Below are 15,765 nucleotides of genomic sequence, written 5' to 3'. Positions count from 1 at the left end.
ACTAAAATAACCTCAAATGTATTAAAACAAAAAAACTCAGTCAAATTAATGACTGAGTTTTTATGCTATTAACTAACCAAAAAACTATAAATTATGAAAATTTATATGAAACTAAGAAGGAAACCACCCCTTCCTGATTTGCGAGTGCAAAGGTATGGTATCAATCTGCGTTTTTTTAGCAAAAAATCAAGTTTAACACAACATTTGCAATTTTAAGGGTAATTTAACTATTATTTTTTTTGATAATGCAATAAAAATGAAATTTTACAACGTTCCTCGCAATTGCTGTTCACGCTCTATCGACTCGAAAAGAGCCTTAAAGTTCCCTGCTCCAAATCCTTTGGCTCCCATTCTTTGAATAATTTCAAAAAATAAAGTTGGGCGATCTTGTACAGGTTTGGTAAAAATTTGCAACAAATAACCATCTTCGTCAGCATCGACCATAATGGCCAGTTTCTCTATTTCGGCCAAATCTTCTTTCATCATATCCATGTGTACACCCAATCGTTCTGGAATAGCTTCATAATAGGTATGTGGTGGTGCCGATAAAAACTCAACTCCTCTTTCTTTTAATTGTGAAACTGTTTTTATGATATCATCTGTTGCGATAGCAATATGTTGAATTCCCGGCCCACCATAGAAATCCAAGTATTCTTCGATTTGTGATTTTTTCTTTCCTTCGGCTGGTTCGTTTATTGGAAATTTGATTCTTCCGTTTCCGTTTGACATCACTTTACTCATCAAAGCCGAATATTCGGTGTTAATTTGTTTGTCATCAAAAGAAAGGAAATTGACAAATCCCATCACATCTTCATAGAATTTCACCCAAGTATTCATTTCGTTCCAACCCACATTTCCTACCATGTGGTCAATGTATTTCAGACCTGTTGGTTCTGGATTGTAATCGGATTTCCATTCTTTGTATCCTGGCAAGAAAACACCGTTGTAGTTTTTTCGCTCCACAAAAATATGGACTGTTTCTCCATACGTATAAATTCCAGAACGTACTACTTCTCCAAATTCATCTTGCTCAACCGTTGGCTCCATAAAGGAACGAGCACCACGTTTCATAGTTTCTTCATAAGCGCTTCTTGCATCTTCTACCCAAAGTGCGGCAACTTTTACTCCGTCACCGTGTTTTTTTAAATGATCGTGTAGCGGCGAATCTTGTGTTAATGGGGTAGTCAAAACAATTCGGATTTTGTCTTGTTTTAACACATAAGAGGTTCTGTCTTTTACACCTGTTTCCAGTCCAGCATACGCCAATGATTGATACCCAAAAGCGGTTTTATAATAGTGAGCCGATTGTTTTGCGTTACCTACGTAGAATTCGACATAATCGGTTCCTAAAAGCGGAAGGAAGTCTTGCGCTCCTTCGAATATTTTCTCTAATCCGTATTCTACTGATTTTACTTCTTTTGCCATTGTGTTTATTTTTTATGATTCGGATATTTTATGATTACCGAAAATGTTGTTGATTGTTGTAAAGTCCTAGCCCTGATGGAAACGGCATCCTTTTTCTTTTTTCTTTAAAAAGAAAAAGATACAGTGAACAGCAGGAAATAGCTCCTAATATTAGTCTACCCAAGATTTATAATACTGTCCATCGTCTATTCCCATTGCTTCTTCGGTCACCATAAGCGGTCGGAAGGTGTCGACCATTACGGCCAATTCCTGGGTTTCTTTGTGTCCGATACTGCGTTCCATAGCGCCAGGAGCGGGACCGTGTGGAATTCCTTTTGGGTGTAAAGTAATATGTCCTTGCTCAATATTGTTACGACTCATGAAATCGCCATCTACATAATACAACACTTCGTCGCTGTCAATATTACTATGATTGTAAGGTGCAGGAATGGCTTTTGGATGGTAATCGTACAACCTTGGAACGAAAGAACATACCACAAAAGTGCTAGTTTCGAAAGTTTGGTGAATAGGAGGTGGCAAATGCACACGTCCTGTAATAGGTTCGAAATTGTGAATGCTGAAGCCGTATGGAAAGTTGTAACCGTCCCAACCCACAACGTCAAAAGGATGTGTGGCATAAACCACTTCATGCATCATTCCTTCTTTTTTCATTTTGATTACAAAATCTCCTTTTTCATCATGTGATTCTAATTCGGTTGGAAGGATAAAATCACGCTCACAAAAGGGAGAATGTTCTAAGTGTTGTCCAGAGTCATTTTTATATCTTTTTGGAGTATAAAAAGGAGCATAAGATTCTACATAAAACAAGCGGTTTTCATCAGTATCAAATTCGATTTGATAAATAATACCACGCGGAATGATCAAATAATCACCATACCCGAAAGGAATATTTCCTAGCATGGTACGGAGCTTTCCTTTGCCTTTATGAATGAATAGCATCTCATCGGCATCGGCATTCTTGTAGAAATAGGTGGTCAATGATTTTCTAGGTGCTGCCAGCCCAATAGTACAATCTTTATTGACTAACATGGCTTTACGACTGTCTAGGAAATCATCTTCGGGCTTTAATTCGAAGCCTTTTAACAATAATGATTTTATGTTTTTTCCAATTGCAATTTTGGGTTCAACCGAATACGATTTTAGTATCTCTTTGACCTGAGTAGGTCTGTGAATATGATAGGACAATGAAGAATGCCCGTGAAAACCTTCAGTGCCAAATAGTTGCTCGTAATACAGTCCCCCTTTTGGGTTTTCGAATTGGGTGTGTCTTTTTGCAGGAATGTTTCCTAGTTTGTGATATATTGGCATAACAATTAAATTAGATAATAAACAATCGTAAAAACCTTAGCGTCAAAAAGTGTAGTTTTTTTTAAAAGCAAAAAACTTTGATATACACAATTTAGTATTCAATTCTTTGACAATACTAAATACTAATAGGTTAATTGCACCAATAAAATCACTCTGGATTTCTCTTGATCAAGAATTGAAGATACTCTAATAAACCTGTCCAATTTGTTTTCATAATTACAAATGTCGTAATTTTAATTCAGAAAAAATACAAATTAAAAAATAAATCCAATAGTAAACCAAAGGTACGATTTTGAAGTTTCTGGTGACCAAGAATATTTAACATCAACTGGGCCAATAATCGTTTCCAAACCATACCCAAGTGCATACCCCGAATATTTGGGCCAAGAAATCCAATCCAAGGAATCGTATAAATCATCTTCTAAATTGGCATAATTGGCCGAGAAGTTGAGATGATTTTTTTTGAACATTTCAAAATCTAGGGTGATTGTGGTCTCCAAATAACTGTTTCCAGAAATACTCAAATAATCATACCCATAAAAATACTTGAAATTATTGGCATTGTTAAAACCATAACCCCCTAGCATATAATCAAAATAAGGCAAGCTTTTATTCCCAATAGAAGCTCCAGCTTCAGCTTGAAACTTGATTGTGGTATTTTTGAAAATTGTTTTGGCAATTCCGGCCTCGCCGCTTACAACGGAAAATGGTTCGAACTTACTTGAATTTTCGGATGACAACATATAGAATTGAGGATTCCCTGAAAAATACCATCCTTTTTTTGGAAAGTATTTATTGTCATAACTATCGTATTTTATATACGCAAAAATACTAACATAATCGCTTTTGGTAATGGTCGAATTCAACTCCAGCGTTTCAGAAGAAATATTGAGATATTCAAATTCAGCTCCCATACCAATAAGGAATTTTTGAGCAAATACCGATTGAATATAAACCTGATTAGACAAATCTACATAATCCACATTTATTGAATTAGAAGCTTGCTTATTGTATGTGATTACTTTTACCGGAAGGTTTTTATTAAAACGGTTCAATTGAGACTTAAAACCATAACTCAATTGAAATCCATTATCAATATAGTAATCAAAATAATACCTTACATTATCACCCAAAACCAAATCAGCTGATAAAAAATCATTTTTAAAAAAAGTCTTTTTATTGGTGACGTTAGCCAAAATCGCACTTTTATAAAGGCCGTCATAGTGCAATCCAAACTTCAAATTTGTTTTTACCGGGCTTTCTGTTAATGTTAGAATCAAATCATCATATTCACCATTTTTATCAAAATAATAACTCACCGCACTAAAATTTTGCGTTGCATTCAAATTATTAATTCCTGTTTCTAAGTTTTTGAAACTTATTTTTGAGCCTGGTTTGAAATTTAATTTTCCAATAACATAATCTCTGGAATAATTTACCAATTCATTGACTTTGATATCAACTATTGTCAAACTATCTGTTTCTACCTTTAATTTGGGTTTGTGGTAAGGGTTAGCTTTATCAACCAAAAGGTCAATTTTTTCATATACTGCAAAGGTCGCATCTTCACCTTTCTTTATAATTTCCGAGGCTTTTTCAAAAGAAACCACACCGTAATTTTTTACATCTGGTTTGATATACACTTCCGTTAGGTTCGCATTTACTTTCATTCTTTCAATCATCTGCAGATTTGTGATTTGAAAGAAAATTTTTGAAGCACTTCTTAACTCATCTTTCTTCAACAAACCGGACTGCACGTCTACACCTATTATGATATCGGCTCCCATTTTCCGAACTTCTTCGATAGGGTAATTATTGATCACTCCTCCATCGACGATAAGATTGTTATCAATGACCACCGGAGAAAACACAGAAGGCAAAGAGGAACTTCCTGTTAATGCCTGAGCCAAAACTCCTTTATCAAAAACCACTTGTTCTCCTAGTGCTATATTGGTCCCAACACATAGAAAAGGAATCGGTAATGTTTTGAAATCACGAACATGCCTTACAGGCAACGTCAATCGACTTAATAGATTGAAATTATACATTCCTTTGGACAAGGCCTCAGGAGTGCCTATACTAAATTTATTAAAAGGAAGGACCAAGGCATATAATTCGTCATTTCGTTTTTCATAAAAATTCTTGGAAGATCTTGGAATAAAATCGTTAAGAACATTGCTAAAATTGGTAACATCTATAATAGAATCTATCTGTTTAGCATTGTATCCCATAGCATAAAGACCACCAATAACAGCTCCCATACTAGTTCCTCCAATATAGTCAATCTTTACCCCTGCATCTTCCAGCACATTTAAAACACCAATATGTGCAAACCCTTTGGCTCCACCTCCGCTCAACACTAAACCTATTTTAGGCCTTTTAGGTGTTTCTTGAGAAAATGAATTCAAACAAGTAAAAAACAAAAGAATAAAAACTAGTATTCTATACATATTTTGGGATTACTTTGATTTGTAAAAGTCGGTAATTTTTTTGGCTTTTGACATACCTATAACGTCCGAAATTTCTTTTTCTGTTGCCAGTTTCAATCTTTTAACACTTTTGAAATGTTGAATTAACGTCAGCATTGTTTTTTCTCCAATTCCGGGAATACTTTCTATAGAAGAATTAAGCGCTGCTTTACTTCTTTTGTTACGGTGAAACGTAATTCCAAAACGGTGCGCCTCATTTCGCAATTGCTGAATAACCTTCAATGTTTCGGATTTTTTATCCAAATACAACGGGATAGAATCTCCAGGATAAAACAATTCCTCGAGTCTTTTGGCAATTCCTATAATGGCAATTTTACCGCGGAGCCCCAAAGCATCAATACTTTTTAATGCTGATGATAATTGTCCTTTCCCTCCGTCAATAATGATTAAATTGGGCAAGGGTTCCTTTTCGTCTAATAATCTTTTGTAACGGCGATAGACTATTTCTTCCATAGAAGCAAAATCATCAGGACCAACCACTGTTTTGACATTAAAATGCCTATAATCTTTCTTGCTTGGTTTTCCGTCTTTGAATACTACACAAGCCGCAACGGGATTAGTCCCCTGAATGTTTGAATTATCAAAACATTCTATATGTCTTGGTTCTACCGGCAAACGCAAATCACTTTTCATTTGTGCCATAATTCTGTTGGTATGACGATCTGGATCTACAATTTGCAATTGTTTGAGTTGTTCTATTCTGTAGAACTTAGCATTACGAATCGATAAATCCAATATTTGTTTTTTGTCGCCCAATTGTGGTACCGTGATTTTTATCGTTGGCCCCAAATCCAAGTCAAAAGGAACAATCACTTCTTTGGACATTAACTGAAAACGTTCCCGCAATTCTATTATGGCTAATTCTAACAATTCTTCATCGGTTTCTTCGAGTTTCTTTTTGATTTCCATGGTGTGCGAACGAATAATCGATCCATGAGAAATTTGCAGAAAATTGATAAAAGCAGCACTTTCATCCGAAACAATGGAAAAGACATCGATATTGGTTATCTTAGGATTTACAATCGTAGAACGCGATTGGTAATTCTCGAGAATTTCTATCTTTTCTTTTATTTTTTGCGCCTCTTCAAAATGCATATCTTGGGCCAGGCTAGTCATAAGTCGTTTAAAATCTTTCATGCTTTCCTTGAAATTTCCTTTCAGAATCTCCCGAATGGCATCAACTTGCTTTTGATAATTTTCTAATGTTTCGAAACCTTCACATGGGCCTTTGCAATTGCCAATATGGTATTCTAAACACACCTTGAATTTACCGCTTTCAATATTACTTTTACTCAAATCATAATTACAGGTTCTCAGCGGATACAATTCTTTTATTAAATCGAGAATAGTATGAACTGTTTTGAAATTGGTATAAGGCCCAAAATATTCTGATCCATCTTTGACCATTCTACGGGTAGCAAAAATTCGGGAAAAAGGTTCTTTTTTGATACATAGCCAAGGATAGCTTTTGTCATCACGCAATAAAACATTGTATCTGGGCTGCAAGGTTTTTATCAGATTGTTTTCCAGCAAAAGCGCATCCGTTTCTGTGGGAACAACAATGTGTTTGATGGTTACAATTTTCTTAACCAACACATTGGTCTTGGCCGTATCATGAATTTTATTGAAATACGAAGAAACTCTTTTTTTAAGATTCTTGGCTTTACCTACATATAAAATCTTCCCTTCCTTGTCGTAATATTGATATACACCGGGACCGTCGGGTAGCGTCTGGATTTGCAGGTATAAATTAGGGTTGGTCATTTTTTTAAAAGCTTCTGAGAATTAATTGATTGCACTAAATAAATCTCAATTCTTCATTTTTTCAAATTTACAAATAACATTGTAGCAAACCAATACGAATATATTAATACCAAATAAATAATTTCTATATTTAGATTTTTATTTTATAACATGAAAAACTCAAGACCATTAGTGATTTTTGGAGAAAGCGTTTTACCTGGAGAAAGTAAAACCATTCAACTGGAAATTGCCCGATTACACACCACTACCAAACTGACAATACCAATTATTGTGAGACGATCCAAAGTTGAAGGCCCCGTAGTTCTTTTTTCGGGAGGAATTCATGGAGATGAATTTAATGGTATAGAAATCGTAAGACAGCTCATTAGCAAAAAAATAAACAAACCCAAAAAAGGCACCATCATTTGTATTCCCATTATAAACATTTATGGATTCATCAATAGATCAAGAGATTTTCCGGATGGAAGAGATTTGAACAGAGTCTTTCCCGGAAGTAAAAAAGGATCTTTAGCCAGTCGATTTGCCTATCATATCATCACCGACATCATGCCTTTTATAGATTATGCCGTCGATTTTCACGCAGGAGGAGCCAGCCGATTTAATGCTCCCCAAATTAGGCTTACACCAAATAATCCAGAAGTGAAACTATTGGCAGATGCCTTCAACGCCCCTTTTACTTTATTCTCAAAAAATATAGCGGGTTCTTTCAGAAGTTGCAGTGAAAAATTGAATGTAAAAGTACTGCTATTTGAGGGTGGAAAATCTTTAGACATCAATCACGAAGTCGCACTAGAAGGCATCAATGGTGTTAAACGTCTTTTAAAACATTTGGACATGTTAGATCCAAAACATCATGTTCCTTCACAAAAAAAACCTACTATTTATATTGAAAAATCGGGCTGGCTTCGAGCCAAATGTTCTGGATTGTTAATCGATAATGATTTGGTCGGACAATTTGTAAAAAAAGGAACTGTATTAGGTATGATAACTGATCCTTTTGGAAAATTCGAACGGAAAATCAAGGCTCCAAATGACGGTTATGTCCTCAATGCCAACCACTCACCTATTGTATATCAAGGAGATGCCATTTATCATCTTTCAAATACTGCTGAAGACGATGACGAATAAAACCTAACAATTATCATATTTTCTGTCATTCAATACTCTTATTTTTGAGTAAAAATAGTGATTATGTTGTATTGGAAAAAGTTATCCCAAAAAGAACGACAAGCCCGTATCGAAAAAGCATTAGAGGAAAATGTCAACTTTACTTTGGACACTTCATTAGGGTATCCTGCCTCAAAACTGGATAGTAAAGTATATTATGAAGAAGCTACATTCTTGGCAGACGCTCCTACTTTGAAAACTTATGTGGCCAATCCCAACCATATTGGATGTCACACGCTGGGTTCTTCTGAAAAAGCATTCAAAGGGACTCAAGAAATAGAACGCGAAGTTTTGGATGTATTGGCTGTAGATCTTTTTAAAGCACAACCCAAATCCTATGATGGTTACATTTCGCCGGGTGGAACCGAAGCCAACATTCAAGCCATTTGGATGTATCGCAATTTTTTCAATTATAAACTTGGTGCCAATCCCTTCGAAATAGCCATTCTAGCTTCCGAAGATACGCACTACTCTATCCCAAAAGCCGCCAACATACTGATGCTGGATTGGTTAAAAGTTCCCGTTGATTTCCAAACCCGAGAAATTGACACATTCCAATTGGAAAACATCATTATTAAAGCCAAAGAAAAAGGGAAAAAATATTTCATTGTAATCTCTAATATGGGAACTACCATGTTTGGAGCAATTGACAATCCCAACGATTATATCGAAGTTTTAGAAAAACATCATTTGACTTATAAAATACATATTGATGGTGCTTACGGTGGATTTATCTATCCTCTTAGCAACAAAGAATCGGAACTTAATTTTGAGAATCCAAAAATAAGCTCGATAACCATTGATGCCCACAAAATGCTTCAAGCTCCTTATGGAACTGGTATTTTTTTGTGCCGAAAAGGTTTAATTGAAAACGTTTTGACCAAAGAAGCCGAGTATGTAGAAGGAATGGATTTAACTCTTTGCGGAAGCAGATCAGGCTCAAATGCCGTAGCAGTTTGGATGATTTTGTTTACCTATGGTCCTTTTGGTTGGTGCGAAAAAGTACGTGTTTTGCAAATGAGAACACAATGGTTGTGTGATCAATTAGACGAATTGAAAGTTGCTTATTTCAGAGAACCATTTATGAATATTGTGACAATTCAGGCGCAATTTATCGAAGAATCCTTGGTCAAAAAATTTGATTTAGTACCTCAAAAACACAGTGGTGATAATTCATGGTATAAAATTGTGATTATGGATCATGTAGAAGTAGATCATTTGAGTACTTTTATAACCGATCTAAAAGAATCACTTTATGTTGAAAAAAGCATTACGAACCAAGTATAAAGCATTACGAAAAGAACTCTCCGAGATTGAGATCGAGGAACAGAGTTTGGCTATTGCCAATGAAATCCTGAAACTTCCGATTTGGGATAAAACCTATTTTCATGTTTTTTTACCAATTGAAGAGCAGAAAGAAGTCAACACCGAATTTATACTGCACCTCTTGTCGGGAAAGGACAAAGAAATTGTGATTTCAAAAAGCGATTTTGAGACCAGAAATATGACACATTTTCTTTTGACAGACAATACCCGAATACAAAAAAACGAATACAACATTCCCGAACCTGTTGATGGTATTGAAGTTCCTGTCACAAAAATTCAAGTGATTTTTGTTCCACTTTTGGCTTTCGACAAAAAAGGAAACCGCGTGGGGTATGGCAAAGGATTTTATGACAAATTTCTGTCGCAATGCAAACCCGAAACTATTAAAATTGGCCTGTCTTTCTTTGAACCCGAAGAGATGATCGAGGATGTTTTTGAAAGTGATATACTATTGGATTATGTCGTTTACCCTAATGGAGTATATGAATTTTAGTTTAGAAGTCGTACTTTTGTAATTAAACCTATTATTACATTATGACAAAATTTAAAACCCCAAGATTTACAACCCAAATCCTAACTATTCTATTTGCTATTACATTAACAAACTGCAGTGTTAGGGTAGGATCAAATCACAATTCCGTTAAAGCAAAACAGGTTCCTCCTGGACAAGCTAAAAAAATGACTGGTGAAAAAAGTGCCAAAAATTACGCTCCAGGGCACAACAAATAAACGAAAAGAGGCTCCCCATAAAAAGGTCCGCCTCTTTTTTTTTGACAAAAATATCAAAAATTAATGTTTATGAAATGCTTTTTTATTGAATACTATCAAAATTCCAACACCTGTCGAAATGGCCATATCGGCAACATTGAAAATGGCGTTGAAAAAAGTAAAATTACGACCTCCTAAAAAAGGAATCCAATCAGGCATTGGGTAATCTTTTATAAATGGAAAATAAAACATATCGACTACTTGTCCGTTTAGCCAAGTTCCATAGGGTTTGTCTGTAAATATCGTAGCCAATTGTTGATGACTGTCGTCAAAAATTACACCGTAAAAAACAGAGTCGATGATGTTTCCAAATGCACCCGCAAGTATCAAAGCGATAGCCACAATAAGATAATTGGAGCTTTTTTTTCTTTCTACAGCATCCCAAAGCCAATAACCAATTCCCGTTACGGCAAAAAGTCTAAAAACTGTTAAGATTAATTTCCCATAGGCACCAGGTATTTTGGTTCCCCAAGCCATTCCTTCATTTTCAATAAAGTGAATTTGAAACCAATTGAATACATGGACTTCTTCGCCTAAAATGAAATTTGTTTTTACATATATTTTAGATACTTGATCGACTAATAATATAAGAATAATAAGAAAGTATGCTTTGAATAATGACATTATATAAATTTTAGAAGCGTAAAAGTAATAAATTAACCAAAAAAAACGCTCCCAAAGGAGCGTTAATTATAGAATGATAAGACTTTTATCTTTGTAGATTTTTTGCCTCGATGCTCATTGTGGCGTGAGGAACAATTTTTAGTCTTTCTTTTCCGATTAATTTTCCTGTGATTCTACAAACACCGTATGTTTTGTTTTCTACACGGAACAGCGCATTCTTTAAATCTCGTATAAACTTTTCTTGACGAATCGCAAGTTGAGAGTTAGCTTCCTTCGACATAATTTCACTACCTTCTTCAAATGCTTTAAACGTGGGAGATGTATCATCTGTACCGTTGTTAAGGTCATTCATATAGGCGCTTTTAATCAAATCTAAATCGGCTTGAGCCTTTACGATTTTAATCTGAATGATTTCCTTAAACTCTGCTAAATCAGCGTCAGAGTATCTTGCAACTTCATCTACCATAATACTAATTTTTTGTAATTGTTATTCTTGTTGTTATTCCATCAAAGTCAATTTCCGTGCCATTCTCTATAATCTCTTCAAAAGCAAGACTTTCTGTCAAAGTTTCCGATTTAATATAGTCTTCATTAGCATTTACTGCTGTTTCCAAAGTATCATTTTTTTGCAAATGTACTTTAATTTTATCCGTAACCTCAAATCCGGCATCTTTACGGATATTTTGAATTCTGTTCACCAATTCTCTTGCGATTCCTTCTTCTTTCAGCTCGGGAGAAATTGTAATATCCAACGCAACTGTTATTCCGTTTGAATTAGCAACCAACCATCCTTCGATATCTTGTGACGATATTTCTACGTCTTCTAGTGATAAAATTACACTATTTCCCGCAATTACAATGGTTAACGAACCTTCCTTGTCAAATTGTGAGATTTGTTCTGTAGTCAAATTTTGTATCTCTTTGGAAATCAATCCCATATCTTTTCCGAAGCGAGGTCCTAAAGCCTTGAAATTCGGTTTAATTTGTTTAATCAAAATACCCGAAGCATCATCTAAAAGTACGATTTCTTTCACGTTTACCTCAGCCTTTATCAGGTCAGAAACCGCTTCAATTTCGAGCCTTTGATTCTCGTCAAGTACTGGAATCATTACCTTTTGCAATGGTTGACGTACCTTAATCATCTCCTTTTTTCTTAGTGATAAGACAAGTGAAGAGATAGTCTGCGCTTTCTGCATTTTGCTCTCTAACATTTTATTAACATACTTTTCAACTGAAACAGGGAACTGAGCCAAATGTACGGACTCAAATTTTTCTGTTTGTGTTGCTTTCGTTAAGTCTCTGTAAAGTGTATCCATAAAGAAAGGAGCGATAGGCGCACTTAATTTACTGATAGTCAATAAACAGGTATAAAGTGTTTGATAAGCGGCTATTTTATCTTGTGCATATTCACCTTTCCAGAAGCGACGACGACACAAACGAACATACCAGTTACTCAAATTCTCTTGTACAAATTCGGATATCGCACGGGCTGCTTTTGTAGGCTCATAATCGTCATAAAAGCCATCAACCTCTGCAATCAATGTGTTTAATTCCGAAATAATCCATTGATCAATTTCAGGTCTTTCGTTTAACGGAATTTCAGCTTCTGCATATTTAAAGCCATCAATATTGGCATACAAACTGAAGAATGAATAAGTGTTATACAACGTTCCAAAGAACTTACGTCTCACCTCAGCAATTCCTTCTAAATCGAATTTTAAATTATCCCAAGGATTTGCATTGGAAATCATATACCAACGCGTAGCATCCGGGCCGTATTCTTTTAAGGTTTCAAAAGGATCGGCTGCATTACCCAAACGCTTGGACATTTTTTGTCCGTTTTTATCCAAAACTAATCCGTTTGACACTACATTTTTATAGGCAATTTTATCAAAAACCAAAGTTCCGATAGCGTGTAGGGTATAAAACCATCCACGTGTTTGATCCACTCCTTCGGCAATAAAATTGGCTGGATAATCTTTGTTTTCGTCTATTTTATCTTTGTTTTCAAAAGGATAATGCCATTGGGCATAAGGCATCGCTCCGGAATCAAACCAAACGTCGATCAAATCGGCCTCACGCTTCATCGCTTTTCCAGAAGCAGAAACTAACGTAATTTGATCGACAACATTTTTATGCAAATCAATCAAATCATAATTTTCTTCAGACATGTTTCCAATCTGGAATCCTTTAAATGGATTTTCACTTTGAACGCCTGCTTGAACTGCCTTTTCAATTTCGTTGTATAATTCTTCAACAGATCCTATCAAAATCTCTTCGGTTCCATCTTCGGTCCTCCAAATTGGCAATGGGATTCCCCAAAAACGAGAACGGGATAAATTCCAGTCATTGGCATTTTTCAACCAATTTCCAAAACGTCCTTCACCTGTAGCTTTCGGCTTCCAATTGATGGTTTCATTAAGATCGAACATACGGTCTCTAACCTCGGTGATTTTTATAAACCAAGAATCCAAAGGGTAGTATAAAATTGGCGTATCAGTTCTCCAACAATGTGGATAACTATGTACATATTTCTCTACTTTGAATGCTTTATTTTCTTCTTTTAATCGAATGGCAATCTCTACGTCAATAGAACGCTCTGGAGCATCTCCGTCTGCAGCAGTATAATATTCATTCTTAACATATTTTCCACCCAATTCTCTCATGTGTGAGGTGAATTTTCCCTGCAAATCAACCAAAGGAACTGGATTTTCATTTTCATCCAACACTAACATCGGCGGTACTTCGGGTGTGGCTTCTTTGGCCACTTTGGCATCATCAGCTCCAAAAGTCGGTGCTGTATGCACAATTCCGGTTCCGTCTTCTGTCGTAACAAAATCTCCTGAAATTACTCTAAAAGCATTTTCCGGATTTTGGTATGGCAACGCATATTGCATTAATTGTTCGTAACGAATACCAACTAAATCTGCACCTTTACATTCAGCAAGGATGTGAAATGGTATTTTTTTGTCTCCTTCTTTGAAATTTTCAAAATCAGATGGATCGGTACTTTCAAAAAATCCTTTCCCAAATTGTTTCCCAACAAGATTTTTTGCCAAAATCACATTCGATGGACGGAAAGTATACTGATTGAATGTTTTTACCAGAACATATTCAATTCTAGGTCCAACTGTCAAAGCAGTATTACTTGGTAAAGTCCAAGGAGTTGTCGTCCAAGCTAAGAAATGGATTTCATCCAAGTCTAATCTTTCGAACTTATAATGTTTTAAATTATTGGAGCTGATATAATCGTAAAAAGTATTAAAAACCAATTCTTTTTGGTCTTCAAGCACTTTAAATTGCGCCACAACAGTTGTATCGGTAACGTCTCTATAACTTCCTGGTTGGTTCACCTCATGCGAACTCAAACCTGTTCCCGCTTTTGGAGAATACGGCTGAATCGTGTATCCTTTGTACATCAAATCCTTATTGTAGATTTGCTTCAACAACCACCAAACCGATTCCATGTATTTGGATTTGTAGGTCACATATGGATCTTCCATATCAACCCAATAACCCATTTTTTCAGTCAGATCATTCCATACATCAGTATAACGCATTACCGTTTTCTTACACGCTTCGTTATATTCTTCTACGGTAATTTTTTTCCCGATATCTTCTTTGGTAATTCCAAGTTCTTTTTCTGTACCCAATTCCACAGGTAATCCATGGGTATCCCAACCCGCTTTACGCTTTACTTGGAAACCTTTTTGGGTTTTATATCTGCAAAAAATATCTTTAATCGCACGTGCCATTACGTGGTGAATTCCTGGTAATCCATTTGCCGAGGGTGGCCCTTCAAAAAACACAAAAGGCTCATTTCCTTCGCGAGTAGTTACACTTTTTTCAAAAATGTTTTTTTCCTTCCAAAAATCCAGCACTTCTGATGCCACTGTTGGCAAGTCAAGTCCTTTGTATTCAGTAAATTTTGTACTCATTTTATCCTTTTCTTAATCGTGGTGCGAAAGTAAGAAATTTTAAAATAAAAAGGCAATGAGCATACATAAAAGTTACTCTTTGCTATTCTTTGCTTCATTGACTATTCTTTGATACCAAAAAATAGTTCAAAAAAAGCTTTAAAAATTCATATTTACTCTTTTGCCAATTAAAAAACAGGTAATTCTACGTGTTTTTTAATTTTAAAATATTTGTACGTTTGATCCTCTTAATCAGATTGTTAACTAATTTTAAAGCAATGAATTTAGCTAAGATACTTGACAAACTTTCCAAGAAAATAACTTCTGAAATTGCTGCTTCAAATAATGGAGTTGCAGTAAGTATCGAGCTAACAAATGTTGCTACTTTGAATGATGGGGATGAATTTTTACAAGAAAAATCTTCCATGATACTTTCTTTAGTAAATATTGAAGAAGATAAAACGCTAAAAAATCAAAATCTGTACAAAGAATATTCTGGAAATGGCAACTCTATTGAGAAATATAAAAAGCCTTCACAAAATTTGATTTTGTCCCTTTTATTTACTTCGTACAATAAAAATCAGAACAAATATGCTGAAGGACTGGACAAATTAGAATACATCATCAGATGCCTGCAACACAACAATGTGTACTATTATGATGACACCACTTTGTTTGAACAAACCGAAGTCTCCGAAAATCAAGCAAAGACACTAAATAAAATCATTTTGGATCTAGTGAGTTTAAAGTCGGATCAGCTCAATCAAATGTGGTCTTATTTAGGAAGTCGATACATGCCCTCGGTATTGTACTCCATGCGCATGATAAGAGTGCAAAACGAAAACAACCTACCCACAGATCCTATCATCGATAAAGCAAAAATTCAACTGTGGACGAATGACAAAAGTGATATAACAGGTGAAATTGAATCCAACTCTTTCCTGTTAGAATAAAAAATTTAGTCTTCCAGCAATTTA

At 35.3% G+C, this 15,765-nt stretch carries 12 protein-coding genes; 5 read left to right on the top strand and 7 right to left on the bottom strand.

Features of this window, described 5'->3' with window-relative positions; genetic code table 11:
- Nucleotides 1-264: 264 nt before the first annotated feature.
- The 4 genes from hppD to uvrC form a co-directional block, all read right to left on the bottom strand.
- Nucleotides 265-1,425, bottom strand: coding sequence for a 4-hydroxyphenylpyruvate dioxygenase (gene hppD, locus KZH69_RS01075; protein WP_219315612.1), 1,161 nt, complete (start codon nucleotides 1,423-1,425; stop codon nucleotides 265-267).
- A gap of 150 nt (nucleotides 1,426-1,575) precedes the next feature.
- On the bottom strand, nucleotides 1,576-2,733 hold the full coding sequence (locus KZH69_RS01070) for a homogentisate 1,2-dioxygenase (protein WP_219315611.1): 1,158 nt from the start codon (nucleotides 2,731-2,733) through the stop codon (nucleotides 1,576-1,578).
- A 254-nt stretch (nucleotides 2,734-2,987) separates the two neighbouring features.
- The gene (locus KZH69_RS01065; RefSeq protein ID WP_219315610.1) at nucleotides 2,988-5,183 is read right to left on the bottom strand and encodes a patatin-like phospholipase family protein; all 2,196 of its coding nucleotides are present in this window, start codon (nucleotides 5,181-5,183) and stop codon (nucleotides 2,988-2,990) included.
- Nucleotides 5,184-5,192: 9 nt separating this feature from the next.
- On the bottom strand, nucleotides 5,193-6,986 hold the full coding sequence (gene uvrC / locus KZH69_RS01060; RefSeq protein WP_219315609.1) for an excinuclease ABC subunit UvrC: 1,794 nt from the start codon (nucleotides 6,984-6,986) through the stop codon (nucleotides 5,193-5,195).
- A 150-nt stretch (nucleotides 6,987-7,136) separates the two neighbouring features.
- On the opposite strand from uvrC, the gene KZH69_RS01055 reads away from it, so the two are divergent.
- The 4 genes from KZH69_RS01055 (at nucleotide 7,137) to KZH69_RS01040 (ending at nucleotide 10,208) form a co-directional block, all read left to right on the top strand.
- On the top strand, nucleotides 7,137-8,114 hold the full coding sequence (locus tag KZH69_RS01055) for a succinylglutamate desuccinylase/aspartoacylase family protein (RefSeq protein WP_219315608.1): 978 nt from the start codon (nucleotides 7,137-7,139) through the stop codon (nucleotides 8,112-8,114).
- 63 nt (nucleotides 8,115-8,177) lie between these two features.
- The gene (locus KZH69_RS01050) at nucleotides 8,178-9,440 is read left to right on the top strand and encodes a pyridoxal-dependent decarboxylase (protein ID WP_219315607.1); all 1,263 of its coding nucleotides are present in this window, start codon (nucleotides 8,178-8,180) and stop codon (nucleotides 9,438-9,440) included.
- Complete coding sequence (locus KZH69_RS01045) at nucleotides 9,409-9,972, top strand: 5-formyltetrahydrofolate cyclo-ligase (protein ID WP_219315606.1); 564 nt, start codon at nucleotides 9,409-9,411, stop codon at nucleotides 9,970-9,972. Before KZH69_RS01050 ends, KZH69_RS01045 begins: the two co-directional genes overlap by 32 nt.
- Before the next feature lie 41 nt (nucleotides 9,973-10,013).
- Nucleotides 10,014-10,208, top strand: coding sequence for a hypothetical protein (locus KZH69_RS01040; protein WP_219315605.1), 195 nt, complete (start codon nucleotides 10,014-10,016; stop codon nucleotides 10,206-10,208).
- A gap of 60 nt (nucleotides 10,209-10,268) precedes the next feature.
- Here KZH69_RS01040 and KZH69_RS01035 read toward each other — a convergent pair whose 3' ends face one another.
- The 3 genes from KZH69_RS01035 to ileS all read right to left on the bottom strand — a co-directional run bounded on the left by KZH69_RS01035 (nucleotide 10,269) and on the right by ileS (nucleotide 14,809).
- A complete protein-coding gene (locus KZH69_RS01035; RefSeq protein ID WP_219315604.1) occupies nucleotides 10,269-10,871 on the bottom strand; it encodes a lipoprotein signal peptidase in 603 nt (200 codons plus the stop codon).
- 85 nt (nucleotides 10,872-10,956) lie between these two features.
- Nucleotides 10,957-11,337, bottom strand: a complete 381-nt coding sequence (locus KZH69_RS01030) for a TraR/DksA family transcriptional regulator (protein ID WP_077372364.1) — start codon at nucleotides 11,335-11,337, stop codon at nucleotides 10,957-10,959.
- 4 nt (nucleotides 11,338-11,341) lie between these two features.
- Nucleotides 11,342-14,809 (bottom strand): isoleucine--tRNA ligase, encoded by a 3,468-nt coding sequence (gene ileS / locus KZH69_RS01025; RefSeq protein ID WP_219315603.1) that lies wholly within the window; start codon nucleotides 14,807-14,809, stop codon nucleotides 11,342-11,344.
- A gap of 257 nt (nucleotides 14,810-15,066) precedes the next feature.
- Between ileS and KZH69_RS01020 the strand changes: the two genes are divergently transcribed.
- The gene (locus tag KZH69_RS01020) at nucleotides 15,067-15,741 is read left to right on the top strand and encodes a Pvc16 family protein (RefSeq protein ID WP_219315602.1); all 675 of its coding nucleotides are present in this window, start codon (nucleotides 15,067-15,069) and stop codon (nucleotides 15,739-15,741) included.
- The last annotated feature ends 24 nt before the right edge of the window (nucleotides 15,742-15,765 follow it).

The organism is Flavobacterium taihuense, assembly GCF_019351435.1.
Classification (GTDB): domain Bacteria; phylum Bacteroidota; class Bacteroidia; order Flavobacteriales; family Flavobacteriaceae; genus Flavobacterium; species Flavobacterium taihuense.
This window is presented reverse-complemented; position numbering and strand designations above follow the sequence as displayed.

Excerpts from the sequence above, each read along its gene's own strand:
- KZH69_RS01020 (WP_219315602.1), top strand. The coding sequence starts at position 15,067 with ATGAATTTAGCTAAGATACTTGACAAACTTTCCAAGAAAATAACTTCT.
- KZH69_RS01050 (WP_219315607.1), top strand. The coding sequence starts at position 8,178 with ATGTTGTATTGGAAAAAGTTATCCCAAAAAGAACGACAAGCCCGTATC.
- KZH69_RS01055 (WP_219315608.1), top strand. The coding sequence starts at position 7,137 with ATGAAAAACTCAAGACCATTAGTGATTTTTGGAGAAAGCGTTTTACCT.
- KZH69_RS01070 (WP_219315611.1), bottom strand. The coding sequence starts at position 2,733 with ATGCCAATATATCACAAACTAGGAAACATTCCTGCAAAAAGACACACC.
- KZH69_RS01035 (WP_219315604.1), bottom strand. The coding sequence starts at position 10,871 with ATGTCATTATTCAAAGCATACTTTCTTATTATTCTTATATTATTAGTC.
- KZH69_RS01065 (WP_219315610.1), bottom strand. The coding sequence starts at position 5,183 with ATGTATAGAATACTAGTTTTTATTCTTTTGTTTTTTACTTGTTTGAAT.
- hppD (WP_219315612.1), bottom strand. The coding sequence starts at position 1,425 with ATGGCAAAAGAAGTAAAATCAGTAGAATACGGATTAGAGAAAATATTC.
- KZH69_RS01045 (WP_219315606.1), top strand. The coding sequence starts at position 9,409 with ATGTTGAAAAAAGCATTACGAACCAAGTATAAAGCATTACGAAAAGAA.
- ileS (WP_219315603.1), bottom strand. The coding sequence starts at position 14,809 with ATGAGTACAAAATTTACTGAATACAAAGGACTTGACTTGCCAACAGTG.
- KZH69_RS01030 (WP_077372364.1), bottom strand. The coding sequence starts at position 11,337 with ATGGTAGATGAAGTTGCAAGATACTCTGACGCTGATTTAGCAGAGTTT.
- KZH69_RS01040 (WP_219315605.1), top strand. The coding sequence starts at position 10,014 with ATGACAAAATTTAAAACCCCAAGATTTACAACCCAAATCCTAACTATT.
- uvrC (WP_219315609.1), bottom strand. The coding sequence starts at position 6,986 with ATGACCAACCCTAATTTATACCTGCAAATCCAGACGCTACCCGACGGT.